This window comes from Williamsia sp. SKLECPSW1, assembly GCF_054332755.1.
In genome coordinates this window covers 2432276-2457824 of sequence record NZ_JBTGLI010000001.1, presented here as the reverse complement: position 1 = coordinate 2457824, position 25549 = coordinate 2432276, and the positions used below count along the sequence as shown (strand labels likewise).

The window sequence follows — 25549 nt, the reverse complement described above, 5'->3', positions numbered from 1 at the left end:
GGGGTCACCGCGCCGCACGGGGCAGACCGAGGCCCGCGGTCGAGATCATGTCGCGCATCACCTCGTTGACGCCACCCCCGAAGGTGATGACCGAGTTCCGCTTCTGTTGGGCGTCGAGCCAGTCGACGAGCGCAGCGGTCTCCGGGTCGGTGAAGTCGCCGTACCGCCCGACGATCTCGTCGACGATCCGGCCGATCCGCTGGATGCGTTCGGTCGCGAACACCTTCGTCGCGGCGGCGTCGGCCATGGAGATCGACTCGTTGCCCGACGACGCGACCTGCCAGTTGAGCAACTCGTTGATGCGAGCGCATCCGGCGATCTCGGCGAGGGCGCGTCGGACGTCCGGGTTCTTCGCGGGCACGGCACCGTTCGCGCCGGGGCGCTCCGCCCACGCGGCGACGCGGGCGAGCAGACCCTCCATCCGTCCCGCCGGACCCAGCATCACCCGCTCGTGGTTGAGCTGTGTGGTCAACAACTTCCAGCCACGGTTCTCCTCGCCGACGAGCATGCCCGCCGGCACCCGCACGTCGGAGTAGTACGTCGCGTTCACGTGGTGGGCGCCGTCGGCGGTGATGATCGGGGTGAAGCTGTAGCCGGGGTCGCTGGTGTCGACGATGAGGATCGAGATGCCCTTGTGCTTCGGGGCGTCGGGATCGGTACGGCACGCCAGCCACACGAAGTCCGCGTCGTGACCGCCGGTGGTCCACAGCTTCTGGCCGTTGACGACGTACTCGTCGCCGTGGCGGACGGCAGCCGTCCGCAGCGAGGCGAGGTCGGTGCCTGCGCCCGGCTCGCTGTAGCCGATCGCGAAGTGCACCTCACCGGCGAGGATCGCCGGCAGGAAGCGATCCTTCTGCTCCTGGGTGCCGTAGACCTGCAGGGTGGGTCCGACGGTCTGCAACGTGACCGCGGGCAGCGGGATGTCCGCACGCGCAGCCTCGTTGACGAAGATCTGCTGCTCGATCTCGCCGAAGCCCTTGCCGCCGTACTCCGTCGGCCATCCGACACCGAGCCAACCGTCGGCACCCATCCGCCGGATCACCGCGCGATAGGTCGGCCCGTGACGCTCGGTGCGCATCACGGCCTGCTCCTCGGGCGAGATCAACGTCGAGAAGTACTCGCGCAGTTCGGCCTTGAGGGCCCGCTGGTCGAGGGTCAGGTCGATGAACATCAGAACTCCTGCTCGGCGAGCTCGTCCAGACGAGCGGTGGGCCCGCCCACGAGACGGGCGAGATCCTTCACGACGGAGAAGTAGCGGTGCAGCGGATAGGTGATGTCGACGCCGACCCCGCCGTGCAGGTGCGTCATGGTGCGCACCGTGGCCGGCAGTTCCGCGGCGAGCCACCACGTCGCCAGTGCGAGATCGCGCTCGGCGTCGAGGCCCTCCGCGAGACGCCATCCGGCGGCGGTCACCGCGAGGTTCATCGACCTGCCGACGACGTAGATGTCGGCGATCTGCTGACTGACCGCCTGGAACGTGCCGATCGGCTTGCCGAACTGCTCACGCTGGGTGACGTGGTCTGCGGTGATGCGCGTGGCTCCGGCGACGAGTCCGTCGGCGTAGGCGGCGAGGGCGAACCGGTACAGGTCGCGCACCGCGCGCGCACCCCCGGCGAGGGTGGCCGCGGTGACGTCGACGGGGGTCCCGCGCAGCGTCACGGTGTACTCACCCCACCCGGAGGACGTCGTGGTCCGGGTGATCTCGACACCCGGCGCGTCGAGCTCCACGAGGAGCGCACCCGCGTCGGTCGTCACGACGACCGCGGCGGCGGTCTCGGCGTGCAGGACACCGGTCTTCGTGCCGCTGACCCGACCGTCGGCGACCGATGTCTGGGGGCTGGCCGTGAGGGCGGCACCGGGCTCGGACACCGCGACCGCGACGTGTCCGCCCCGGGCGACGACGTCCGCGATGGTCCCGGCCACCTCGGTGTCCCCCGCCGCCGCGGCCGCCACCAGCGTCCCGAGCGCGGGTGTCACCGCGGCGTGCTCTCCGAGCCCCCGGAACAGCGGAGCGAGACCGAGCACGCCGACTCCGTCACCGCCGCGAGACTCGGGCAGGGGCAGCGCGGTGACCCCGGCCTCACCCATGGCCGCCCAGAGCCCGTCCTCGAAACCGCCTGCGCCCGCGAAGCGGTCGTCCCAGACCGACTGGTGCCGGCGCAGCACGTCCGTCGCGACGTCCGCGACGGCGACTGCGGTCGCGTCCAGCGTGAAGTCCATGCGCCCCTGCACTCCCAACGTCGAGCGGTGGGGCGGCAGGCCTGGTCAGACCGCCGCCCCAGCCGAAATCTAGAACCTGTTCTAGTTATATCAGCGTCGCCGACGCAAGCACAGGGGCGATCGGGGGACGGCGTGTACCCGCACCACACCGTCCCCTCGATCGCCGACCCCCCGACCGCGGGGAGTCACTCATCCGACAGGCGCGACCACCAGCGCCGCCGTGTACCCGCCCATGCCCAGCGACGTCTTGAGCGTCAGGCCCGGCTCGGCAGCCGTCGCGCCGTCGAGCAGACACGACACCGACGGCGTGGCGACGACCGGCGACGCCGGGATCTGGCCGCGGTGGAACCCCATCAGCGACGCCGACAACTCGACCGCACCGGCCGCGGCCTGGCAGTGACCCGCGAGCGGCTTCACCGAGAACACCGACGCCTCCGGCGTGATCTCACGCAGGATCGTCCCCTCGGCCGCGTCGCACTGTGCGGTACCCGGTCCGTGCGCGTTGAGGTAACGAACATCACGCCCGTCGACACCCGCCGACGCCAGCGCCTCGTCGACGCAACGACGCACATGGGTGAGCGACGGATCGATGGATGTGGGGTGGAAACCGTCATGTGTCAACGCTCCGCCGAGCACGTCGGCGTATCCCGACACGTCATCGCGATTTGTCATCGTGAATGCGACGGAGGCCTCGCCGAAGCTGAACCCCCGGCTGCCCTCCTGGAACGGGCGGCACGCCGACATGGGTTCGTCGTCGGTGATGGCCACCCCGAGACGGGTGAACATCCCGACGATCTCCGGGGTCGCCGACAGGTCGGTCGCCACCACGACGACGTCGTCGACCATGTCCGCGTCGAGCCACGTCTGCGCGGTGATGATGGCCGACGACCCGGACGCGCACATCGACGACACCGTCATGACCGGTCCGTGGAACCCGTACTCGGCCATCAGCAGCGACAATCCCGTGGACGGCGTGACCGCCACGTACTGTCGGCCGGAGAAAGACCCGGCAGGAGCGGAGAACATGGGGTGCATGGCGGTGTCACCCATGACGGCTGCGTGGACGAGTCCGACGCGACGGCCCGGTGTCCAACCGCGCTCGAGGGCGTCCTCGATCGCCTCGCGCGCGGAGTGGCGCATCGCCCGCGTGTACCGCGTCGGACCATCCGCCGGGTCGCCGCCCTCGGGGACCATCGAGACCCATCCGGGGGTGCCGTCCGGACCGAATCCCGCCCGCATCGCGGCGGCCGGTTTCCCGGAGACGAGACCGGACCAGAGACGTTCGCGACCCCAGCCGTATCCGCTGACCGCGCCGATTCCCGAGATCCGCGAACGGTGTGTGGTGTTTCCCATCGTGAACTCCTTGTCGAATTTAGCGATAAGCAATCGCCTATCGCACATCAGCCCAGGTCAGGGCCTGATATCAACGATGTCCCACAATGAGGCGACATGGCGAGCGCAGGACATTTCACACAGTGATTCCGAACTGCTTTTCACGGATCCCTCCGATGGGATAACCGTGTGCGAGACAATGCGGCGAGCGTCGATCCGGTGCCCGCGTGCACGGAGGCGTGAGCCGAGGGGTCGGAGAGGTCGTGGATGACGATGACGGTCGGGACATCGTGGCGCCGGCGGCGGGTCCGATGACCACACCGGCCGCGGCGGCCTCGGTCGCCGAGCGCTACCGACTGCTCCTCGAGTTGAGCCCCGACTCGATCGCGGTCCATCAGAGCGGCGAGATCGTCTACGTGAACTCGGCGGCGGTGCGTTTCGCCCGCGTCGACTCCCCGGAGGCGCTCATCGGGCGACCCATCTCCGATTTCGTCCACCCCGACTCGATGCCGCGGATGCTCGAGCGCATCACCGGCATGGGAGACGAGGCCGGGGCGTCGACGGTCCCCGAGGAGATGTTGATGACCAACTTCTCCGGCGAGACCCGCACGATGGAGGTCACGTCCGTCAGGACCGTGTGGAACGACGCGCCGGCCTATCAGGTCATCATGCGAGATGTCGCCGCGCAGAAGGCCGCCGAGATCGCTCTCCGGCACCAGGCAGCTCTCGTCGACCACGTCAGCGACGCCGTCATCTCCCTCGACGCCGAACTCCGGGTCCGGTCCTGGAACCAGGGGGCGCGCCGGCTCTACGGCGTGGAGCCGGCCGCAGCTGTCGGGCTGGGCTTCTCGACCGTGGTCGACGCCGACGTCGACCCGCAGTCGATCCTCGCGACCGGCGGTTCCGTCGACGCGGTCCACCATCGCGGCGACACCGGTCGCGCGATCCTCGTGCACCTGTCGGTGACCGCCCTCGGCGACGGGTACCTGCTCGTCGGGTCGGCCACCCGCCGACCGCTCATCGAGCGCCTGGGAACCATCGTCACGTCGCTGCACCAGGCCGTCGTCGTGGTCGAGGAGGACGGCCGCATCGCGCTGGCGAACCCGGCCGCGCTGACGATCCTCGGCCTGTCCGCCGACCAGGTCCCCGGCGTCGCGCTCGACTCCGTCGGACTGGAGTTCCCGGACGACTCCGCGTCACCGATCGTGGCCTGCCTGCGGACCGGGCGCCCGGTGATCGACCGCCTGGCGTCGCTGACCACCGACGGCACCCGTCGGTGGCTGTCGTGCAGCGTGCGCGCCATCGACGACGACATCGACGTCCCGGCCGCGCTGGTGTCCATCGTCGACATCACCGACCGACACGAGCGGACCTCACAGCTGGCGTGGGAGGCCAACCACGACTTCCTCACCGGGCTGCTGAACCGCGGTGGGGTGTTGCGCCGACTGGCCGTGCACCTCGACGCGCTGTCGGAGACCGACGACCGGGTCGCGGTGTTCTACCTCGACCTCGACAACTTCAAGCTCGTCAACGACAGCCTCGGCCACGCCGCGGGGGACGAGGTGCTGCAGGAGATCGCCCGCAGGCTCGACGCGATCACGCCGTCGGGGAGTTCCATCGGCCGCATCGGCGGGGACGAGTTCGTCATCGTCGCGCCGCTGTCGTCGGACTACGCCGACACGATCGAGCGGCAGAGCCGGGACGTCCACGCCGCCGTGAGCGGACCGATCCCCCTCGGCGCGCGCAGCGAGCGGTTGACGATCAGCATCGGTGTCGTCGTCGCGGGCCTCGACGACCCACGGTCCCCGACGGACCTCCTGCGCGACGCCGACATCGCGCTGTACCAGGCGAAGATGGAATCCAGTTCGCAGACGCCGTACGTCCGGTTCCGGGTCACCCACCGCCACGATCTCCAGCGGCGTCAGCGCATCGAGCAGGACCTGCGGTCGGCGATGCTCGCCGACGCCCAGGGGCTGCGTCTGGAGTACCAGCCACTGGTCACCACGACCGACCACAGGCTGGTCGCCGTCGAGGCACTGTTGCGCTGGGACCACCCGGATCTCGGGCGGGTCTCCCCGGCGGAGTTCATCCCCATCGCCGAGATGACCGACCTCATCGACCTCGTCGGCGAGTTCGTCGTCCGCACGGCCACACAGGAGTTCACCGCGCAGCCGTGGACCGCGGACATGACGTTGTGCGTCAACGTCTCTCGACGCGAACTGTCCGACCGCACGCTGCTGTCACGGCTCAACCGCGCACTGGTGGCCACCGGTCTGCGACCGGAACGGCTCTGCGTGGAGATCACCGAGTCCGCGATCGGTGTCAGCGACAGTCGAGCACAGGCGACCGTCGCCGCCGTGCGGGAGTTGGGGATCCAGGTCGCCATCGACGACTTCGGCACCGGCGCATCGTCGTTGAACCAGCTCTATCGTCTGCCGATCAGCATCCTCAAGACCGCGAAGCCGTTCGTCGACGCCCTCGACGAGAGTGTGCAGGCGCGGGCGATCCTGTCGAGCATCGTGGCGATGGCACATGCGACGGGGATGCGCGTGGTCGCCGAGGGGGTCGAGACGTCCAGCCAGGCCGTCAAGGTCGCCGGGGTGGGATGCGATTTCGCGCAGGGCTACTACTACGCGACACCGCGGGCGCTCGCCGAGATCGAACCGTTGGCGCGGGCCGGGACCACACTCACCGGACGCACCGCCGACGCCGACGCCCCGACGCCCGACTTCCGCGACGCGGCTCCGACCGACCGCGACTGACCCGACATCCCGCGCGACGGGCCCGCAGACGTCAGCGGGGCAGGCCGAGGATGCGTTCGGCCGTTGCGGTCGCCAGCACCTGGGTGGTGCCGCCCGCGATGGTGAGACATCGGTTGCGCAGGAACAGATCCGCCGCGTCGGACATGGCGAGACCGTCGGGTCCGAGCAGCGACAGCGCGAATTCCGGCACCTCCTGCCGGTGCCGGGCGCCGATCAGTTTGCGCACGCCGGAGATCGCCCCAGGGTCGGTGCCTGCGAGCTGCTGGACCACCGACCGCGCGTCGAGCACACGGCCGATCTGGGCGTGCACACAGAGGTGACCGAGCCGGTCGACGGCGACGGGGTCGAGAGGGCTCTCGGTGCGATCGATCTGCGCCAGCAACGATTCCATCTCCTTGCCGAGCCCGGACCCACCCATCGCGACGCGCTCGTTGGCGAGCGTCGTACGGGCCAGACGCCACCCGCCACCCGTTTCGCCGACGAGGCAGTCGTCGGCGACGAACACCTCGTCGAGGAACACCTCGTTGAACAGCGCGTTGCCCGTGATCTCCCGCAGCGGGCGGACGTCGACACCGGCGGCGCGCATGTCGACCAGGAAGTAGCTGATGCCCTTGTGCTTCGGGGCGTCGGGGTCGGTGCGGGCCAGGCAGATCGCCCAGTCGGCGTTGTGCGCCTCGGACGTCCAGATCTTCTGACCGGTGAGCAGCCATCCGCCGTCGGTGCGCACGGCCCTGGTCCGCAGCGACGCGAGATCCGATCCCGCCTCCGGTTCGCTGAAGAGCTGACACCACACGATGTCGCCGGCCAGGGTCGGGCCGACGAACCGGTCGCGCTGTGTGTCGGTGCCGTGCTCGAGGATCGTGGGGATCGCCCAACCGGCGATCACGATGTCCGGTCTGGTGACCCCGGCGCGATCGAGTTCGGCGTCGACGAGGAGTTGCAGCGCCGGACCCGCGGCCAGACCGTGCGGCCGCGGCCAGTGCGGCATGAGATACCCGGTCTCCGCGAGTGCACGACGGCGGTCGTCGGATGCGGCGATCCGCTCGCACGTCGCGCGCACCTCCGCCCGCTGGTCCTCGACCTCGGAGAGGTCGACATCGACCCGGCGGCGCACTCCCCCGGTCACCGCCTCCGCCACCTCGCGGTGCCATCCGGTGGTGCCGTCGAGCTGCTGGCGCAGCGCCACCGCGGCGCGCAGGTAGAGGTGGGCGTCGTGGTCGAAGGTGAACCCGATGCCGCCGAGGACCTGGATGCAGTCGGCGGCGTTCTCGGCGGGCAGGTCCGCTGCGGCCGCCGCGGCGACGGCGACGGCGAGCGCCACCTGTTCGGCGTCGGCGTCCGATGCCCCGTCGGCCGGGGTGTCGGAGACGGCGTGCGCGGCATCCCACGCCGCGGCGGTCATCTCCTCGCTGCGACAGAGCATCTCGGCGCACAGGTGTTTGACCGCCTGGAACGACCCGATGGGACGGCCGAACTGCTCGCGGAACCGTGCGTGCTCCGTCGCCGTCTCCAGCGCCCACCGCGCGAGTCCCGACCCGTAGGCGGCGAGGCCCGCGACGAGGGCCGCACGCACAGCCGGGGCGGATGCGGCGAGCACCGCGTGGGGCGGGACGCCGACCCCGCGCAACGAGATGACGGCGACCGGGTCGGTCCCGTCGACGGCGGTCAGTGACTTGGCCTCGACTCCCGGCGCCGCGGAGTCGACGACGATCCAGCGGGGTGTCCCGTCGACGGTGACCACGAGCAGCACGAGGCCGCCCGGGTGCAGGCCCACCGCGGTGAGGTGGTCGGCGTCGACGACGAGCGAGCCGTCGTCGACCGTTCGGGCGGTGACGGTCTCGCGAGGGGTCGACGCGAGCATCGCCGGGACGAGCGCGACCGGCACGTCACCGGCCATCACCGACTCGCCCGACTCCCGCGCCGCCGGGTCGTCCGCGGCGGAGAGCAGGCCGGCGGTGACGGCCGTCGAGACCAGTGGACCCGGGACGAGGTCGTGTCCGCACTGCTCGAGCATCACCGCGAGGTCGACGAAGGACGCGCCCAGGCCACCGGCGTCCTCGGCGGCGGTGACGGCGAACAACCCGAGGTCGGCGGCACCGGGCAGCAGTGCCGCGCCCTGTCCGTCGAGCGCACCGCGTACCGCCGACGTCGCGTCGGCGCGGGTGGCCCAGGTACGAACGGCCTCGGTGAAGGACGCGTGGTCGGCCGAATCCGCGATGGACATCGACGAAACCTCCCTCGTCGTGGGTGTCAGTCGAACTAGAACGTGTTCTAATCATGCCATGCCGCCCGGAGCCGCGAATCGCCGTTCTCCCGCCGATGGATTTATCGTTGTGCGATCGGATCAAGGTTCGCCGACGGGATCGGGGGCAGTCGACGTCGGTCGGCACGTCGCCTCTCGCGGCGCGCGACGTGAGGAACTGACCCCGACATGAGGTATTGAGATGGCCACCCCGGCGACCCCCGCCAGCGCGAGCACCGTTGCCGCGGCCACCGACGCCGATCTCGGCTCCAGCGCGCAGCGGGAGCGTCGTCGGCGCATTCTCGACGCCACCCTGGCGCTGGCGAGCAAGGGCGGGTACGACGCCGTCCAGATGCGGGCAGTCGCCGACCGGGCCGACGTCGCGGTGGGCACGCTCTACCGCTACTTCCCGTCGAAGGTGCACCTGCTGGTCACCGCTCTCGCGCGCGAGCTGGCCCGCGTCGAGTCCCGTGCCGACCGGTCGAAACTGCAGGGCGACAACGCCGTCGAGCGGCTACGCCACGTCCTCGACCTGATCACCCTGGCGATGCAGCGCGACCCGCTGCTCACCGAGGCGATGACGCGGGCGTTCATGTTCGCCGACGCGTCCGCGGCCACCGAGGTCGACGCCGTCGCCGGGATCATCGACCGTCTGCTCGCGGGTGCCATGGCGGAGGACGAGCCCAGCGAGGAGGACTTGCGGATCGCCCGGGTCATCTCCGACGTGTGGATGTCGAACCTGGTGCAGTGGCTCACCCGCCGGGTGACCGCCACCGACGTCACCGCCCGCCTCGAGCTGACCGTGGAACTGCTGCTGGCCGGACGCGAGTCCCGCGCCTGAGTCACCTTTCCGGGGTCCCACCCGCACTCGGCGTGGCAGGGTCGCGGACATGGTTGCACCGACACCCGTCACGATCGCCCTGCCACGTCTGGTCCATGTCGGCGCCGGAGCGGTGGAACGGCTCGGATCTGTGGTCACCACGATCGGGGTACGTCGGCCGGTGCTGGTCACCGACCGGTTCATGGTCGACTCGGGCGTCGCCGACCGGGTGATGGACCTGCTGACCACCGCCGGCGTGACACCGACACTCTTCGACGGCGCCGTCCCCGACCCGACGACGGACTCCCTGGGCCCCGGTCTCGACGTGGTCCGTGCCGCGGACGCCGACGCGCTCATCGGCCTCGGCGGCGGAAGCCCGATGGACACGGCGAAGGCCCTGGCCGTCCTGGCGGTCACCGGCGGCACCATCGCCGACCACCGTGCCCCCGGGTCGTACAGCGGCCCCGCGCTGCCGATCGTCGCCATCCCCACCACCGCGGGATCGGGCTCGGAGGCGACGCAGTTCACCGTGATCACCGACAGTGCCACCGACGAGAAGATGCTCTGTCCGGGCCTGTCGTTCCTGCCGATCGCGACCGTGGTCGACGTCGACCTGACCATGTCGATGCCCGCCCGGCTGTCCGCCGACACCGGCGTCGACGCACTGACCCACGCGATCGAGGCCTACGTCAGCCGGAAGGCGAACCCGATCAGCGACGGCCTCGCCCTCGCCGCCATGCGGACCATCGCCGGTGCGCTGCGACGGGTCTGGGCCGACGGCTCCGACCGCGAGGCCCGCGCGGCCATGATGGTCGCCGCGACACAGGCCGGGATGGCGTTCTCCAACGCCTCGGTCGCCCTCGTCCACGGGATGAGCAGGCCGATCGGCGGACACTTCCATGTGGCACACGGTCTCTCGAACGCGATGCTGTTGCCCGCCGTCACCCGGTTCTCCGTGGACTCCGCCGTGGATCGCTACGCCGACTGCGCTCGCGCGATGCGCGTCGCACCCGACTCGGCAGACGACCGCACCGCCGCGTATGCGCTTGTCGACGAACTCGCCCGGTTGTGTGTCGACGTCGAGGTGCCGACCCCGGAGTCCCACGGCATCGCCGAGGAGCCCTGGGAGGAACGGCTCCCCGTGATGGCCCAGCAGGCACTCGCATCGGGCTCGCCCGCGAACAACCCCCGTGTGCCGGACGTCGACGAGATCGTCGGGCTCTATCGCGCGATCTACCGGTGACCCTGCGCATCGAGCACCGAACGCGCCCGCGCGAGGAGTGCCTCGCGCAGCGCGGCGGGTGACTCGACGACGACGTCCGCGGCCATCCGCCAGAGCACGGTCTCGGCGAATCGCCGGTCGGCGAAGTCGATCCGGATCCGGCGGTCAGCGCCGTCGGCCGGGCCCAGTTCGGTGACCATCGCCCGGACACCCACGGGGAGAACGTGATCGACGGCGACGCGGGCGACCACGGCGACCGACTCGAAGCGTCCTCGGAACTCCGTCCGCCGGCGGTCCCAGATCGAGGCCAGGTCGACGTCGTCCGGACGCCGGGCGGGCTCGTCGAGGACCGTGAGCGACTCGACGCGGGAGACGCGGTACACCCGCTCCTCGCCGTCGCGCAGAGCGACGAGGTACCAGGTCTCCCCCGCCATCACCAGACCCACCGGGTCCACGACGCGGTCCGACGCCGCGGTGTGGTGCGGGGCGTACCGCATCCGTACGCGTAGTCCCACCATCACCGCCCGCTGCAGATCCGCCAGGACGTCGTCGCGGACGGCGCCGTCGGCGACGAACCCCTCGGGGCGCACCAGGACACGGCGTGCCGCGCTGTCGACGACCTCGCGATGGGTGTCGGGGATGGCGGCCGCGACCTTGCGCATGGCCGCGGCCAGCGCCGGGGACCCGATCCGACCGGCACCGGAGGCCATCAACGCCCGCGACTCGTCGAGGGTCAGCCCGGTGAGGTCCGTGCGGTAGCCCGGCACCAGCGCGAAGCCGCCGGTGCGGCCGCGCTCGGCGTAGACCGGCACCCCGGACAGCGACAGCGCGTCGATGTCACGGAGAACGGTCCGCTCGGACACCTCGAGCTCGGCCGCGAGCTGCGCAGCGGTCATCCGCCCGCGGTGTCGGAGCAGCATCACGACGGACAGCAGACGATCTGCGCGCATGCCGGAGATCCTGTCAGGAAATCACGACAGGAGATGTCGTGATTGCCGGGTGGACTGGACTCCACCTCCACCGACCACAGGAGACCCCCCGATGACCACCTCGCCCGCCGCCACCGATCCCCGCCCGGTCTACGCCGGTGCCACCGCCTGGGTCGCCGACATCCTGCGGGGCGTCACCCCCGCCCAGATGACGGACCCCACCCCGTGCGACGACCTCGACGTCGCCGCGCTCGGTGGCCACCTGCTGGGCACCGCACATCGCGCGATCGCGATCGCCGAGGGCCGTGACGTGTCGGCCGTGCCCGCGTTCGGCCTCGCGTTCGACCCCGACGCCTACGTCGCCGCGACCTCGTCGGCGATCACGCTCTGGGGCGACGACACCCTGCTCGACACCCCGGTCACGGTCCCGTGGGGGACGGTCCCGGGCCGCGGCGCGTTGTGGGGGTACGTCAACGAGACCCTCGTCCACGGGTGGGATCTCGCCGTGGCGACCGGCCGACCCGCCGAGGCCCCGGCAGGCCTCGCCGAGGCGATGCTCCCCGTCGCGCGGATGTTCATCGGTGCCGACATCCGCGACGACGCGCCGTTCGACGCCGTCGTCGACCCGCGACCGGGCGCCGGGCCGACAGAGCGACTCGCCAACTGGTCCGGACGGGCGTCGTCGCCATGGCTCACCGCCGGAGATCCGCTGGCACGTGCCTGAGTAGTTCTCCCCGGTGCGGGGCGGTGATGATCCCCTGACCGTCGCCGCCCGCACCGCCTACGGTTCCCGGCATGAGCACTTGTCAGCCGTACCCGCAGGCCCCGACGGTGGCCGCCCGCCGGCCGCGCACCGCGGACATCGTGGCGACCAGCCTGCTCATCTCCCTGCACGTCACGGCGTTCGTCGTCGCCGCGTTCTTCAGCGCGTTCTACGCGATGGCGAGCGACCCGTGCGGCACCGGCGTCGCCTGCGACACGGCGAAGATCGGCCACGCCTACGTCCTCACCGACATCGTCGGCGGCGTGGTGATGCTCGGCGCGTCTGCGGGTGCGGTGTTGCTGATGCTGCGTCGTCGGGTCGCGTTCTGGGTGCCCCTGCTCGGCATCACGGTGCAGGTGATCCTGGTGATCGCCTCGATCGGCCTGCTCGGCAGCGTCGTCCGATGACGACGCCCCGCCGGCGCACGGCGTTCTGGGCGCCCCTCGTCGGGATGCGTCGCGCAGATCGCACTGCTCGTCGTCGCCGTGGTCGTGGTGGGCGGGGTGTAGCCCTGACCCGGACGTGCCCGGTCGCGCCGCCGCGCGCATCATGGCGGGAGTCGTTCGAGAATTGGAGAACCATGGCCGAGCCGCTGTCCCGTCGTGACCTCGACTTCCTGCTCTACGAATGGCTCGACGTCGTTGCGCTGACCGATCGTGAACGGTTCGCCGACCACTCCAAGGAGACCTTCGACGACGTGCTCGCGCTCAGCGCCGACATGGCGGTGCAGCTGTTCGCGCCGCACAACAAGAAGGCCGACCAGAACGAACCCCACGTCGGCGAGGACGGCCGGGTGGTCATGATCGACGAGGTGGACGAGGCGCTCGCCGCGTTCCGCAAGTCCGGGCTCATGGCCGGCTCGTTCGACGAGGCGCTCGGCGGGATGCAGTTGCCGACCGTGGTCGGACGGGCGTCGCTCGCCTGGTTCCAGGCCGCCAACCCGTCGTCGTCGTCGTATCCGTTCCTGACGATCGGCAACGCGAACCTGCTGACCGAGTACGGCACCCCCGAACAGATCGAGACGTGGGTGACGCCGATGGTGGAGGGACGCTTCTTCGGGACGATGTGCCTGTCGGAGCCGCAGGCCGGCTCGACCCTGGCCGACATCACCACCAAGGCCACCCCCGCCGACGACGGCAGCTGGCGCCTGTCCGGCACCAAGATGTGGATCTCCGCCGGCGACCACGAGCTGAGCGAGAACATCGTGCACCTGGTCCTCGCGAAGACGCCGGGCGCGCCTGCCGGGGTGAAGGGCATCTCGCTGTTCATCGCGCCGAAGTACCTCGCCGACGGCACCCGCAACGACATCGCACTGGTGGGGCTCAACCACAAGATGGGCAACCGCGGCACCACCAACTGCCTGCTGAACTTCGGCGACGGAACCCATTCCCCCGCACCGGAGAAGGGTGCCGTGGCCTACCTCGTCGGCGAGGAGCACCTCGGGCTGACGTACATGTTCCACATGATGAACGAGGCGCGGATCGGCGTCGGGTTCCTCGCCACCTCGATCGGTTACGCGGGCTACCTGGCGTCGCTGGAGTACGCGAAGACGCGCACCCAGGGGCGTCCGCTGGACAACAAGGATCCGAGCTCGCCGCCGGTCCCCATCATCGAGCACCCGGACGTGCGTCGGATGCTGGTGGCGCAGAAGGCCTATGTCGAGGGCGCGCTCGCGCTGGGGCTCTACGCCAGCACTCTCGTCGACGAGGAGCAGACCACCACCGGAGAGGCCCGCGACGACGCGCATCTGCTGCTCGACGTGTTGACGCCGATCGTGAAGAGCTGGCCGTCGCAGTGGTGTCTGGAGGCCAACAGCCTCGCGATCCAGGTGCACGGCGGGTACGGCTACACCCGCGACTACGACGTCGAGCAGTGCTACCGCGACAACCGCCTCAACCCGATCCACGAGGGCGCACACGGGATCCACGGTCTCGACCTGCTCGGTCGGAAGGTCGTCATGAACGGCGGCAAGGGATTACAGCTCCTGGTGTCCACCATCACCGCGACCGCCGACCGCGCGGAGGCAGCCGGTGGTGAGGCCGCGGAGTTCGGTGCGGCTCTGCGCGCGGCGGTCGACCGCCTGGCCGAGGTGACGGTCGCGGTGTGGTCGGCCGGTGACGTCGCCGTCTCCCTGGCCAACGCGACGGTCTACCTCGAGGCGACCGGTCACGTCGTGGTCAGCTGGATCTGGTTGGAACAGTTGCTGGCCGTCGGCGCGAAGCAGGGCGACTTCTACGACGGCAAACGCGCCGCGGCCCGCTACTTCTTCCGCTACGAGCTGCCGAAGACCGGGCCCCAGTTCGACCTGCTCGCCTCGCTCGACCGCACCACCCTCGACCTGGAACCGGCCTGGCTCTGACCGTCGCTCGATTCGAGGAGGCGTGGATCCTGCTCCTGGGTCACGTCGGTCCGACGTAACCGTGAAATCCCAGCCGTGAGCACGTCCGCTCTCGAGGGGACCTATGCAGCATTGTCTGACGTGTTCGAGGCAGACTTCCTCGAACGTGACGAACTCGAAGCGTCTGTGGGCGAGGTGCGCAACTACGTCACAGCCGCGGAGCGCGCCTACGAACTGCTGGGTCAGGGGCACCCGATCACAGTGAGGTTGCTCGAGGACCTCCAGGGAGAGCTGCTGCGCGGGACACCCAGCGACGGCTCCCTGACCGGCAGCGTGAGGACGACCCAGGTGTTCATCGGGGTCGGGAACCGTCGTGTGTCATCTGCTCGCTTCATCCCTCCCCCCGCGGATCACCGCCTCACCGAAGGTCTGCGGGCGTGGGAGCAGTGGGTCCGCGAGAGCGTCGCGTTGCCGACGCTCATCCGCGTGGCCGCCGCCCACTACCAGTTCGAGACACTGCACCCGTTCCATGACGGAAACGGCCGTCTCGGAAGGCTTGTGGCCGCACTTCAGCTCATGGAGGCAGGTGACCTCGAGTACCCCGTTCTGGGCATCTCCCCATGGCTCGAACAGGACAGGTCGGAGTACCAGGAGGGCCTTCTCCACGTCTCGCAGACAGGTGAGTGGGATGACTGGGTGTGCCTCATGGCCACGGCCATTCATACCGAGTCGCTCGAGGTGATCGCTCGCGTGGACAAGCTCCTCGCACTACGCGAGAGCTTCCAGATGACCCTGGCCGGCTCGAAGGGCGTATAGCTCAAGATCGCAGACGACCTCGTCGGGTATCCGAGGATCACCGCCTCGGTCGCCAGCACGCTCTACTCGGTGTCCTACCAGGCCGCGAACACGGCGATTGCGAAGCTGGTCGACCTGGGGATCCTGCGGCAACGATCCAAGGGCCGCTACGACCGCATCTTCCAGTGCGATTCGGTGTTGGCGGCGCTGGAGTACTGACGCGAGTCGGTCTGCGAGATGGCTTTCGCAAACTCGTCTTCAGGCGTGATGACCGCAGTGGCGATCGTCCGACCACGAGGGTCATCTGCGCCCCTCGGATGGGCGAAGGGACGCAACCGTTCGGTTGCGTCCCTTCGGGATGACCACTCGTGCGGGGTCTCATCCCCCGCCGTCACGGTGTGTCGATGTCACTCGACACCCACGACGTCCTTGGCGATCGCGGCGAGCTGCGTCTGAGCCGCCGAGACGACGCCTTGGCGATTCTTGTGCGCCTCCTCGTAGTCCACGACGAGACGGATGTCGGACGCCTTCTCCAGATCCTTGATCGCCGCGACGGCCGCCGTGACGGTGAGGTCGTCGTAGTCGGCGATCGGCAGGTCCTCCGCACCGACCGTGCCGGTGGCGGCGCGGGCGGAGTGGATGGTGTCGGCGAGGACGGTCGCACCGGTGTCGCGGGCAGCGTCCTCGGCGGCCTCGAGCGCAGCGTCACGGCCGGCCGTCACGGTGACGGCGACGTTCTCGGTGGTCCCCTTCGCCGCGGACCGCAGGCCGCCGATCCTCTGCGGGATGCGGACGACACCGTCGATGACGCGGTCGGCGCCACGTGCGACGACCGTGCCCGGGAGCGTCACCGCGGTGGCGACGAGGCCGCTCGCCCACTGCACCGGGGTACGCCGCAGCGCGGCCGGGCCACCGATCGCCTCCTCGGCGAGGACGGTGGTGAGCCAGTTGACGGTCGCGGTGTGGGCGCTGATCAGGGTGTCGGCCAGGTCCACGATCGCGTCGAGGTCGTGCGCCGTCGCCAGCGCCTTGAGGTACCGGGCTCGCCCGAGCAACTGGTACTCGAGCTGCAGGTCGCCGAGCAGTGCCTCGTCGAGCGGCTGCGCCTGCTCGAGGATCGTCTTGCCGGCCGCGATGCCGCGGCCGACCAGTGGTCGGATGATCTCGGGGAGTCCGTCGAGCTCGCGCAGTGCCTCCTCGATGGCGACCGCACGAGTGCGGCCGTTCGCGGCGTTCTGCGTCAGCTCACGGGCGACCGCCTCGGTGCGGGCCTGCGTCACGCGTGTCTGCGCGATCTGGATCTCGGTGTGGGTCAGCGTGAGGAGCGCGCTGAGCTGGGTACGGACCGGCGTCGTCGATACAGCCATGGGTCGAGCCTCCTGGAATCGATTGTCGGGTCATCCCGCACAACACCGCAGGCCCAGCTCGCGCGTCCGATACGGCGCCCATGGTGTCTCAGCTCACGATCTCCTCGCCCCACGTTCCTCATGCGACCCACGGGCGCTCAGCGGGCACGGCGCAGGCTGTCCACCATCCGATCGGCATCCGCGGGGGCGACGGCGCCCGGCACACCCTGCGGCAGCGAGATCACGAACAGCACCGATCCCGGCTGCCCGGGGACGGTCGTCGCGACCATGCTGTGCAGCGCGCTGGTCCCCTGACACGCCGACGGCTCGATCCCGGTCACGGCCGCGACGACCTGCACGGCAGGCGCCCCGCCGACGGTGAACCGCCGCGGAGGTGACAACGACACCGACGGCACCTGCCCCGAATCCGAGGTGTAGATGTCCTTCACCAACGCCGACTCGTCGCGGACGGCGATGTCGATGTTCGTGGTGCTGGCCGCGCCGGGCAGTCCCGCGACGGCGAGCGAACTGTCCGGGCACCGCGCGGACTCGAGCGAGGCGGCCCCGCTCATCGTGCGGATCGGGCAGTAACCGAACGGCCCGTCGTCGCACTTGCGCTCCCAGCCGACGAGGGAACTGCAGCTCAGGACGTCCCACGACGGTGGCACGTCGTAGGCCAGCCCGCGCTTGCCTGCGACCGTCTTCCACCCGGCCGGCGTGGTCGACGAGCGCGTGGCGGGCGGGCATGCGGCGGCGCCCGCAGACGACGGTGGCTGGGACGACGGTGGCTGGGACGACGCCGGTCCGTTGTCCGTCGATGCCTCGGACGACGTCGACGCCCCCGCGGCGATCGGGCTGCCGTCGTCGCCGGAGTTCCTCAGGACGACCACCCCGAGGACGACCACGACCGCCACGAGCGCCACCACCACGCCCACGATGACCGCGATGGCCTTCCCGCTTCCCCTGCCACCGCTCGGGGGCGGGCCGGAACCGTCGGCGCCCCACGGAGGCGGCCCCCAGCCCGGCGGCGGACCCTGCGGGGGCGGGCCCCACCCGGGCGGCGGGCCCTGCGGCGGCCCGGGAGGCGGACCCCATCCCGGTGGCGGACCCTGTGGCGGCGGTCCCCATCCCTGCGGCGGTCCCTGCGGTGGCGATCCCATCGTCGTCTCCCTGCTCGGTGTCGGGCAGGAAACTACCAGTGGCCGTTCAGACGTACGACCGGGAGGCCCTCACCGCAGGGTCGGCGTCGACGGGTCGAACACCACGCGATGGTCGGTGATCCACGCCTGCGACCTGTCGGTGACGACGTATCGGAACACCAACCGCATGATCGCCTCCGAGATCACCCGCTGCGCCGACCCGGGTGTCTTCGACGCCGACGAGCGTGCGCCGAGAGCGACGATCTTCTCGACCCGTCGACGACGCGCCGACTCGAACGCCGCGAACGCAGACCGGGGGTCGTCGTGGCTAAGGAGTGTCGCGCCCAGGATCACCGCATCCTCGAGGGCCATCGACGCGCCCTGACCGGAACTCGGTGCCGGTGCGTGGATCGCGTCTCCGATGATCCCGAGGCGGTCGCGGTACCAGCGCGGCACGGACGGCAGGTCGTGGGTGTTGTCGCCGGCGAGGTCGAGACGCCCTGCCGCGATCAGGTCGGCGAAGGGGCTGATGTCCGCGGTCGCGAGATCGGCGAGATGGGCGAGCCACTGCGCGGGCGACGTGGCCGCCCGTTCCGCGTCGGAGACGGCGGCGCGGGGTTCGTTGACGAACCAGACGACCCGGCCGTCGGGCAGCGGCAGCGCGCCGAAGAACGCGCGCCGACCGAACACGAAGGTCCACACACCCGGCGCCAGATCGTGACCGGTGCCCTCCTGCGTGATCCCGCCGAAGTTGACCAGGCCGAGGTATCGGCCGGCCGGTGCGGTCGGGTCGATCGCCCGCCGCACCACCGAGTGGATGCCGTCGGCGCCGATCACGACGTCCGCGGACAGGGTCGTCCCGTCGTCGAGGACGACCGACGCCCGGTCGGGATCGGACGACGCGGAGGTCACGCGAACGCCCTCGATCACCTCGACACCCCGGTCCCGCGCGATGTCGAGCAGGGCGCCGGCCAGTTGGGGCCGTCGGAAGGACAGTGCCGTCGTCCCGTCGGACAGCGGCGACCCGAGTCCGATCACACCCAAACGGCGTCCCGTGGCACCGAGGACCAGATTGCCGAGGGTGGGCGTGCCCAGAGCTCGGACGGGGTCGAGCGCGTCCACAGCGGCGAGCGCGGACAACCCGTTGGGGGTCACGGTGAACCACGAACCCCCGCCCCGACGATCCGGTGCGATCCGCTCGAGGACGGTCACCTCGGCACCACCGCGCCGCAGAGCCGCGGCGAGCACGGGACCACCGATGCCTCCCCCCACCACGAGTGCGCGCATGCCACAATCCCTTCTACGAGAGTCGTACGATTCGAATTTCGAATGATTCGATAATCGAAAGGAAAGCATGGCCGGGCGTTCCCGTCAACAGGCGATCGCCGACGTGGGCACGGCGATGCAGCGGTACCAGCGGAGCGTGCAGGCGTTCGACGACGCCGTCGGCCGACGACTGGGGGTGGGGCCGGCCGACCAGCGCTGCCTGGACTGGCTGTCGGAGGGGCCCCTGACGGCGAAGGAACTCGCCACCGCGACCGGACTGCGACCGGCGGCCACCACCGCCCTCATCGATCGCCTCGAGGCCAAGGGACTCGTGCGTCGCACCCCGTCACCCGACGACCGTCGGCGCGTCCTCGTCGAACTGACCGAGGAGGGACGCGCCCGCGTCTGGGAGGCCTACGGCCCCATGGTGTCCGACGGACAGCGACTGTTCGACGGGCACTCCGTCGCCCAACTCGACGCGCTGACGGACCTGCTGGAACGCATGACGACGCTCACCGAGACCCACCGCGATCGGGTCGCCGACGCGGACTGACCCCGGATACGCCGAAGGGACGCACCCTTCGACGGGTGCGCCCCTTCGGCGTTGTCGATCAGTCCGTCACTCGGCGGCCTTGGTCAGCTCGACCGGCGACTCGGGCAGCTCGACGGGCTTCTTCTCCCCCGTGAAGGTGAAGTTCGCACCGTCGCCGTCGCCCTCGCCGTCCCAGTTCTCGACGTCGACCAGGACGATCTGACCGGGGGTCAGCTCGTTGAAGAGGATCTTCTCCGACATCTGGTCCTCGATCTCGCGCTGGATCGTGCGACGCAGCGGCCGGGCACCCAGCACGGGGTCGAAGCCGCGCTTGGCGAGCAGGCTCTTCGCCTTGTCGGTGACCTCGAGGGCCATGTCCTTGTTCTTCAGCGCGGTCTCCACCCGGTTCAGCATGAGATCGACCATGGCGATGATCTCGTCCTTGGTGAGCTGGTGGAAGACGACGATGTCGTCGATGCGGTTGAGGAACTCGGGCCGGAAGTGCTTCTTCAGCTCGTCGTTGACCTTCTGCTTCATCCGCTCGTAGTTCGAGCCGGTCCCGTCGCCGGAGGAGAAGCCCAGACCCACGGCCTTCGAGATGTCCGAGGTACCGAGGTTCGACGTGAAGATCAGGACGGTGTTCTTGAAGTCGACCGTGCGGCCCTGACCGTCGGTGAGTCGACCGTCCTCGAGAACCTGCAACAGGGTGTTGTAGATCTCCGAGTGCGCCTTCTCGATCTCGTCGAACAGCACCACCGAGAACGGCTTGCGCCGCACCTTCTCGGTGAGCTGGCCACCCTCCTCGTAGCCGACGTACCCGGGAGGGGCACCGAACAGCCGCGAGGCGGTGAAGCGGTCGTGGAACTCACCCATGTCGATCTGGATGAGTGCGTCGTCCTCGCCGAACAGGAAGTTCGCCAACGCCTTCGACAGCTCGGTCTTACCGACACCGGACGGGCCGGCGAAGATGAACGAGCCCGACGGACGCTTCGGGTCCTTCAGACCGGCGCGGGTACGACGGATCGCCTTGGAGACGGCCTTGACCGCCTCGACCTGGCCGATGATCCGCTTGTGCAGCTCGTCCTCCATGCGGAGCAGACGGGTGGTCTCCTCCTCGGTGAGCTTGAACACGGGGATGCCGGTCCAGTTGCCCAGGACCTCGGCGATCTGCTCGTCGTCGACCTCGGCCACGACGTCCATGTCGCCGGAGCGCCACTGCTTCTCCCGCTCGGCGCGCTCGGCGACGAGCTGCTTCTCCTTGTCACGGAGGTTGGCTGCCTTCTCGAAGTCCTGCGCGTCGATCGCGGACTCCTTCTCCTTGCGCGCGCCGGCGATCTTCTCGTCGAACTCGCGCAGGTCCGGCGGCGCCGTCATCCGACGGATGCGCATGCGCGCGCCCGCCTCGTCGATGAGGTCGATCGCCTTGTCCGGGAGGAAGCGGTCGTTGATGTAGCGGTCGGCCAGCGAGGCCGCGGCCACCAGCGCACCGTCGGTGATCGAGACGCGGTGGTGCGACTCGTACCGGTCGCGCAGACCCTTGAGGATCTCGATGGTGTGCTCCACCGACGGCTCGCCGACCTGCACCGGCTGGAAACGACGCTCGAGCGCCGCGTCCTTCTCGATGTACTTGCGGTACTCGTCGAGCGTGGTCGCACCGATGGTCTGCAGCTCACCGCGGGCCAGCTTCGGCTTGAGGATCGACGCCGCGTCGATCGCACCCTCGGCGGCACCCGCGCCGACGAGCGTGTGCAGCTCGTCGATGAACAGGATGATGTCGCCGCGGGTGTTGATCTCCTTGAGGACCTTCTTCAGGCGCTCCTCGAAGTCACCGCGGTAGCGGCTGCCGGCGACCAGCGAACCCAGATCCAGGGTGTAGAGCTGCTTGTCCTTGAGCGTCTCGGGCACGTTGCCGTTGACGATGGCCTGCGCGAGGCCCTCGACGACGGCGGTCTTGCCCACGCCCGGCTCGCCGATGAGCACCGGGTTGTTCTTCGTGCGGCGGCTCAGCACCTGCATGACCCGCTCGATCTCCTTCTCGCGCCCGATGACCGGGTCGAGCTTGGCGTCGGCGGCGGCCGCGGTGAGGTTGCGGCCGAACTGGTCGAGGACGAGCGAGGTGGAGGGTGTGCCCGACTCGCTGCTGCGACCGCCGGTCCCCGCCTCCTGCGGCTCCTTGCCCTGATAGCCGGAGAGGAGCTGGATGACCTGCTGGCGGACCCGGTTGAGGTCGGCGCCGAGCTTCACCAGGACCTGGGCGGCGACACCCTCGCCCTCACGGATGAGGCCGAGCAGGATGTGCTCGGTGCCGATGTAGTTGTGGCCGAGCTGCAGCGCCTCACGCAGCGACAGCTCGAGGACCTTCTTGGCGCGCGGCGTGAACGGGATGTGACCCGACGGCGCCTGCTGCCCCTGGCCGATGATCTCCTCGACCTGGCTGCGGACACCCTCGAGCGAGATGCCGAGCGACTCGAGCGACTTGGCCGCGACGCCCTCGCCCTCGTGGATGAGACCCAGGAGGATGTGCTCGGTACCGATGTAGTTGTGGTTGAGCATCCGCGCCTCTTCTTGGGCGAGGACGACAACCCGGCGAGCGCGGTCGGTGAACCGTTCGAACATTGTTCTCCCTTACGACGTGATGGCTCCCGACGCGGACGTCGGGGGAAGCCGTGTGGCGCGCGAGCGCGGGGGAGCGTGTGGATACACGTCACCTGCGTCGACGCCCTGCGACCCACTGTAGTGGCCGCGATGAGGCGACACCCGGGTTGTGCCGTCCTCCGTCGGGGCACAACCCCGACAAGTCCGTCAACTGCGCAGGTGAACGCCCTCATCCCGGGCCGAGTACGCCGTCAGCGAACGGCCCGGTGACACACGGATGACCAGGACGGGCAGCGGATTGCCGGCGAGACGACGTATCGTGACCTCTCGCGATGGTCCTCCCTCGGCCGCGCACGACGCCCACGTCGACGCGCACACCCGCCCCGAGCACGCCGGTCCCACCTGCTGAAACGGACGAAACGCCCGAGATCGCAGGGCCGCCGCAGGCCGAGAAGAAGGACCGCCACCTCCACCAGATCGATCTCGTCCGTCTGGTGACGTTCGCCGGCGTCATCCTCGACCACGTCATGATGGGCCCCGCGGCGCCGCAGGGGTCGGCGGCGGTCGGTGGCGTCGAGGTGTTCCTCCGCTACACCCGGTACTCGTTCTTCGCCCTGACCGGGTTCGTCCTGACCTACCAGTACCGTCACCGTGACCTGAAGGTCGCACCGTTCTGGCGCCGCCGCTTCAAGCTCATCGGCCTGCCGTTCGTCGTGTGGAGCCTCTTCTACTGGCTCTACGGGCACTATCGGGCAGGCGGCGTGGCCAACATCGCCGACACGGTCCGCACCGCCCACGCCGCCGCGCTGGCCGCGAAGAGCCTGACGTACGACCTGATCACCGGCACGGCCTGGTACCACCTGTACTTCCTGTCGGTGAGCATGCAGATCTACCTGGTGTTCCCGGTCGTGCTCTGGGTGCTCCGCCGCACCTGGGGACGTCACCGCTACCTGCTCGCGGTGAGCTTCGCGTTCCACGCGGTGCTGCTGTACATGATGGTCCGGCCCCAGCACGGCATCTTCACCCACGGCGTCGTCGGCCTGGTCTGGCGACACCTCGAGGTGACGCTGCTGCCGTACCAGTTCTTCATCCTGTCGGGCGCGATCGCGGCGATGCACTTCGAGGCGTTCCAGGCCTTCGCGCGCCGGTGGCGGATGCAGGTGCTCGCGGTGGGTGCCGTGGTGATCGCCGCGACGCTGGTCTACTTCCTCCACCTCGTGCACCACGGCGAGGAGATGTTCCGCGCGACCAACGTCTTCATGCTGCACAACACGTTCGCCTACGTCGCGATCATCGCGATGCTCTACTGCATCGGCACGCTCTGGCAGGAACGCCGCACCCCGGGATCGGTGCCCGCACGGTTCATGCGGACCGCCGCCGACCGCTCCTTCGGCATCTATCTCGCCCACGCCCTCGCACTCGACGTGGTGCAGACGACCGTCATCCGCGATCTGCACACGAACTCCGCCGTCGTGATCATCGTCGACTACATCGCGACGGTCGCCGTGACGATCGTGATCGTCGAGGCACTGCGCCGCTCGCCGCTGAGTCTGATCACGACCGGCCGCAGCATGATCGACGATCACGACCTGTCCCGATCGGCCGTGGTGGGACTCGTGGTCGCGGTCGTCGGCGTCACACTGCGCTACACCGCGTCACCGCACGCGGGCACGGCGCTGCTCGGAGCCGGTCTCCTCATGCTGGTGTCGGCGGCATGGGTCGCATGGCGCCGGCGCGCGCAGGCCCCCGCACTCGCGGCCTGATCACCTCTCCGAGACCCGAGCCCGGTATCGACGTGCCGGCCCCGGGACCTCAGCTCGGGATCGAGACCGGGACGACCCCCTCGGCCTTGATCGCCTCGACGGTGAGTGCAGCCATCGCCGCACGACCCGCGGCGTTCGGGTGATACGGGGCGGGCGGGACGAACCCGGACACCCAGGGCGACGCCGAACAGACCGTGTGACCCGCCGCCCGGGCCGCGGGGTCGACGAGGATCGCACCCGATCGCGACGCCGCCGCGCGGGTCGCCTCGGTCAGACGGTCGAACGTCTGCACCGTCTCGGCGGCCTGTGCCCGGGTCAGCGGGACGCCCGCACAGAGCGTGGCCCTCGGGTCGAGCACCGGGATGTAGTCGACGATCATCACCACAGCCCGCGGAGCCCGCGCGTGTACCGCGTCGACCACCGCGATCAGAGCGGTCTCCAGCGCGCGGTACTCGCCGTCACCGGACACCGTCGACGGCCGTTCGGGGTGGCAGTGCCGCGGGTGGTGTGGCTGCCGCGTCGGACGGTTCGCGCAGCTGAGGTCGGTGAGCCGGGGGATGTAGTGGACGTCGTTGCCACCGGTGGTGATCGTGACGAGATCGGTGTCCGCGGTGACCGCGTCGATCTGCGGGCGGCTCGTCCGCCCGGGCTGGGCCCGTCGGAGGATGTCCGGGATCGTCGACCCCGAGCAGCTCACGTCGGTGAGGTCCATCGACTCCGCCTCGGCCACCAGGTGCGGGTAGTCGTCGCCGCCCCGCATGCACCGCCGGTCGACGATGTCGGTCGAGTTCGGTCCGGCGGCATAGGAACTGCCCAGTGCGACGTAGTGCACGACGTGTCGCCCGACGGTGACGCTGTCGGGCGTCGTGGGCTCGTCGTCGTCGGCAGGGGTACCCCGGAGGGGCAGTGTGATCGCGAGGACCACCGCCACGGTGGCGGCGATCACCAGCGCGACGGCCGCGCGCCGTCGTCTCCGTCTGATCCTCACCCCGCCGACGATCCCCCGGCCGCGACCGCCTGCGGTGTGTGCGTCTCGTCGTAGTCGGCGCGGGCCCGCACCACCTCACCGACCGAGGACTGCACGGCCTCGACGAGGGTGGTGATGGGCCCGGCGACCTGTCGACCGAGATCGGTGAGCGAGTACTCGACGCGGGGCGGGATGGTCTGCAGCACGGTGCGGGAGACGAACCCGTCGCGTTCGAGGGACTGCAGGGTCTGCGACAGCATGCGTTCGCTGACGCCGTCGACGCGTCGACGCAGGGCGTTGAAGCGGAAGTCGCCCTCGGCGAGTGCCGCCACGGCGAGGACCGCCCATCGGGTCGTCAACCCCTGCAGGATGTCGCGCGAACTGCAGTCACGCGCGAAGACATCGGCCTCCAGGGAGGGATCGAGGTCGTCGGTGTGCACGCAGGAAGCATAGCCGACCAGGTGGGCACGCATGCTTGTGTGTTTGCACTGTCTGTTTTGTTAGTGCTATTGATTGTG

At 69.9% G+C, this 25549-nt stretch carries 20 protein-coding genes and 1 pseudogene; 10 read left to right on the top strand and 11 right to left on the bottom strand.

Features of this window, described 5'->3' with window-relative positions:
- Positions 1–4: 4 nt before the first annotated feature.
- From ACXVUM_RS11505 to ACXVUM_RS11495, 3 genes are all read right to left on the bottom strand, one after another.
- A complete protein-coding gene (locus ACXVUM_RS11505; protein WP_458521916.1) occupies positions 5–1171 on the bottom strand; it encodes an acyl-CoA dehydrogenase family protein in 1167 nt (388 codons plus the stop codon).
- The gene (locus ACXVUM_RS11500) at positions 1171–2220 is read right to left on the bottom strand and encodes an acyl-CoA dehydrogenase family protein (protein ID WP_458521915.1); all 1050 of its coding nucleotides are present in this window, start codon (positions 2218–2220) and stop codon (positions 1171–1173) included. Before ACXVUM_RS11500 ends, ACXVUM_RS11505 begins: the two co-directional genes overlap by 1 nt.
- Positions 2221–2409: 189 nt before the next feature.
- Complete coding sequence (locus tag ACXVUM_RS11495) at positions 2410–3573, bottom strand: beta-ketoacyl synthase N-terminal-like domain-containing protein (RefSeq protein WP_458521914.1); 1164 nt, start codon at positions 3571–3573, stop codon at positions 2410–2412.
- Positions 3574–3815: 242 nt separating this feature from the next.
- Here ACXVUM_RS11495 and ACXVUM_RS11490 point away from each other — a divergent pair, with 242 nt between their 5' ends.
- Entirely contained in the window at positions 3816–6314 is a 2499-nt protein-coding gene (locus ACXVUM_RS11490) for a sensor domain-containing protein (protein ID WP_458521913.1), read from the top strand.
- Between the two features lie 31 nt (positions 6315–6345).
- Here the strand turns inward: ACXVUM_RS11490 and ACXVUM_RS11485 are convergent, their stop codons facing one another.
- A complete protein-coding gene (locus tag ACXVUM_RS11485; RefSeq protein ID WP_458521912.1) occupies positions 6346–8538 on the bottom strand; it encodes an acyl-CoA dehydrogenase family protein in 2193 nt (730 codons plus the stop codon).
- Positions 8539–8758: 220 nt separating this feature from the next.
- Here ACXVUM_RS11485 and kstR point away from each other — a divergent pair, with 220 nt between their 5' ends.
- Positions 8759–9397 carry a cholesterol catabolism transcriptional regulator KstR gene (gene kstR, locus ACXVUM_RS11480; protein WP_458521911.1) on the top strand — a complete coding sequence of 213 codons (639 nt, stop codon included), beginning with the start codon at positions 8759–8761 and terminating at the stop codon, positions 9395–9397.
- Between the two features lie 49 nt (positions 9398–9446).
- On the top strand, positions 9447–10619 hold the full coding sequence (locus tag ACXVUM_RS11475) for an iron-containing alcohol dehydrogenase (protein ID WP_458521910.1): 1173 nt from the start codon (positions 9447–9449) through the stop codon (positions 10617–10619).
- Here ACXVUM_RS11475 and ACXVUM_RS11470 read toward each other — a convergent pair.
- Positions 10610–11548 (bottom strand): helix-turn-helix transcriptional regulator, encoded by a 939-nt coding sequence (locus ACXVUM_RS11470; RefSeq protein ID WP_458521909.1) that lies wholly within the window; start codon positions 11546–11548, stop codon positions 10610–10612. The genes ACXVUM_RS11475 and ACXVUM_RS11470 overlap by 10 nt on opposite strands.
- Before the next feature lie 91 nt (positions 11549–11639).
- Here ACXVUM_RS11470 and ACXVUM_RS11465 point away from each other — a divergent pair, with 91 nt between their 5' ends.
- The 5 genes and pseudogenes from ACXVUM_RS11465 to ACXVUM_RS11445 all read left to right on the top strand — a co-directional run bounded on the left by ACXVUM_RS11465 (position 11640) and on the right by ACXVUM_RS11445 (position 15642).
- A complete protein-coding gene (locus ACXVUM_RS11465; RefSeq protein WP_458521908.1) occupies positions 11640–12251 on the top strand; it encodes a TIGR03086 family metal-binding protein in 612 nt (203 codons plus the stop codon).
- Between the two features lie 56 nt (positions 12252–12307).
- Positions 12308–12697, top strand: a pseudogene (locus ACXVUM_RS11460) (DUF6264 family protein); the annotation flags it as partial.
- A 173-nt stretch (positions 12698–12870) separates the two neighbouring features.
- Positions 12871–14649, top strand: a complete 1779-nt coding sequence (locus ACXVUM_RS11455; RefSeq protein WP_458521907.1) for an acyl-CoA dehydrogenase — start codon at positions 12871–12873, stop codon at positions 14647–14649.
- Positions 14650–14724: 75 nt separating this feature from the next.
- Entirely contained in the window at positions 14725–15444 is a 720-nt protein-coding gene (locus ACXVUM_RS11450; RefSeq protein WP_458521906.1) for a Fic family protein, read from the top strand.
- Positions 15445–15513: 69 nt separating this feature from the next.
- Positions 15514–15642: a hypothetical protein gene (locus ACXVUM_RS11445; RefSeq protein WP_458521905.1), complete on the top strand. Its 129-nt coding sequence runs from the start codon at positions 15514–15516 to the stop codon at positions 15640–15642.
- A gap of 188 nt (positions 15643–15830) precedes the next feature.
- Here ACXVUM_RS11445 and ACXVUM_RS11440 read toward each other — a convergent pair whose 3' ends face one another.
- From ACXVUM_RS11440 to ACXVUM_RS11430, 3 genes are all read right to left on the bottom strand, one after another.
- Positions 15831–16790 carry a ferritin-like domain-containing protein gene (locus ACXVUM_RS11440; protein ID WP_458521904.1) on the bottom strand — a complete coding sequence of 320 codons (960 nt, stop codon included), beginning with the start codon at positions 16788–16790 and terminating at the stop codon, positions 15831–15833.
- A 137-nt stretch (positions 16791–16927) separates the two neighbouring features.
- Positions 16928–17929, bottom strand: coding sequence for a hypothetical protein (locus ACXVUM_RS11435; protein WP_458521903.1), 1002 nt, complete (start codon positions 17927–17929; stop codon positions 16928–16930).
- 69 nt (positions 17930–17998) lie between these two features.
- Positions 17999–19195: an FAD-dependent monooxygenase gene (locus ACXVUM_RS11430; protein ID WP_458521902.1), complete on the bottom strand. Its 1197-nt coding sequence runs from the start codon at positions 19193–19195 to the stop codon at positions 17999–18001.
- Positions 19196–19262: 67 nt separating this feature from the next.
- On the opposite strand from ACXVUM_RS11430, the gene ACXVUM_RS11425 reads away from it, so the two are divergent.
- Positions 19263–19727, top strand: a complete 465-nt coding sequence (locus tag ACXVUM_RS11425; RefSeq protein WP_458521901.1) for a MarR family winged helix-turn-helix transcriptional regulator — start codon at positions 19263–19265, stop codon at positions 19725–19727.
- A 66-nt stretch (positions 19728–19793) separates the two neighbouring features.
- On the opposite strand, the gene ACXVUM_RS11420 is transcribed toward ACXVUM_RS11425, so the two are convergent.
- A complete protein-coding gene (locus tag ACXVUM_RS11420; protein WP_458521900.1) occupies positions 19794–22322 on the bottom strand; it encodes an ATP-dependent Clp protease ATP-binding subunit in 2529 nt (842 codons plus the stop codon).
- A 311-nt stretch (positions 22323–22633) separates the two neighbouring features.
- On the opposite strand from ACXVUM_RS11420, the gene ACXVUM_RS11415 reads away from it, so the two are divergent.
- On the top strand, positions 22634–24064 hold the full coding sequence (locus ACXVUM_RS11415) for an acyltransferase (protein ID WP_458521899.1): 1431 nt from the start codon (positions 22634–22636) through the stop codon (positions 24062–24064).
- 49 nt (positions 24065–24113) lie between these two features.
- On the opposite strand, the gene ACXVUM_RS11410 is transcribed toward ACXVUM_RS11415, so the two are convergent.
- Positions 24114–25052 (bottom strand): SGNH/GDSL hydrolase family protein, encoded by a 939-nt coding sequence (locus ACXVUM_RS11410; protein ID WP_458521898.1) that lies wholly within the window; start codon positions 25050–25052, stop codon positions 24114–24116.
- Positions 25049–25471, bottom strand: a complete 423-nt coding sequence (locus ACXVUM_RS11405) for a winged helix-turn-helix transcriptional regulator (protein ID WP_458521897.1) — start codon at positions 25469–25471, stop codon at positions 25049–25051. The genes ACXVUM_RS11410 and ACXVUM_RS11405 overlap by 4 nt, the downstream gene beginning before the upstream one ends.
- Positions 25472–25549: the final 78 nt, after the last annotated feature.

Bases quoted from the DNA above. Each gene is read 5' to 3' on its own strand.
- ACXVUM_RS11505 (WP_458521916.1), bottom strand. From the start codon at position 1,171: ATGTTCATCGACCTGACCCTCGACCAGCGGGCCCTCAAGGCCGAACTG.
- ACXVUM_RS11500 (WP_458521915.1), bottom strand. From the start codon at position 2,220: ATGGACTTCACGCTGGACGCGACCGCAGTCGCCGTCGCGGACGTCGCG.
- ACXVUM_RS11495 (WP_458521914.1), bottom strand. From the start codon at position 3,573: ATGGGAAACACCACACACCGTTCGCGGATCTCGGGAATCGGCGCGGTC.
- ACXVUM_RS11485 (WP_458521912.1), bottom strand. From the start codon at position 8,538: ATGTCCATCGCGGATTCGGCCGACCACGCGTCCTTCACCGAGGCCGTT.
- kstR (WP_458521911.1), top strand. From the start codon at position 8,759: ATGGCCACCCCGGCGACCCCCGCCAGCGCGAGCACCGTTGCCGCGGCC.
- ACXVUM_RS11475 (WP_458521910.1), top strand. From the start codon at position 9,447: ATGGTTGCACCGACACCCGTCACGATCGCCCTGCCACGTCTGGTCCAT.
- ACXVUM_RS11470 (WP_458521909.1), bottom strand. From the start codon at position 11,548: ATGCGCGCAGATCGTCTGCTGTCCGTCGTGATGCTGCTCCGACACCGC.
- ACXVUM_RS11465 (WP_458521908.1), top strand. From the start codon at position 11,640: ATGACCACCTCGCCCGCCGCCACCGATCCCCGCCCGGTCTACGCCGGT.
- ACXVUM_RS11455 (WP_458521907.1), top strand. From the start codon at position 12,871: ATGGCCGAGCCGCTGTCCCGTCGTGACCTCGACTTCCTGCTCTACGAA.
- ACXVUM_RS11440 (WP_458521904.1), bottom strand. From the start codon at position 16,790: ATGGCTGTATCGACGACGCCGGTCCGTACCCAGCTCAGCGCGCTCCTC.
- ACXVUM_RS11435 (WP_458521903.1), bottom strand. From the start codon at position 17,929: ATGGGATCGCCACCGCAGGGACCGCCGCAGGGATGGGGACCGCCGCCA.
- ACXVUM_RS11430 (WP_458521902.1), bottom strand. From the start codon at position 19,195: ATGCGCGCACTCGTGGTGGGGGGAGGCATCGGTGGTCCCGTGCTCGCC.
- ACXVUM_RS11425 (WP_458521901.1), top strand. From the start codon at position 19,263: ATGGCCGGGCGTTCCCGTCAACAGGCGATCGCCGACGTGGGCACGGCG.
- ACXVUM_RS11420 (WP_458521900.1), bottom strand. From the start codon at position 22,322: ATGTTCGAACGGTTCACCGACCGCGCTCGCCGGGTTGTCGTCCTCGCC.
- ACXVUM_RS11415 (WP_458521899.1), top strand. From the start codon at position 22,634: ATGGTCCTCCCTCGGCCGCGCACGACGCCCACGTCGACGCGCACACCC.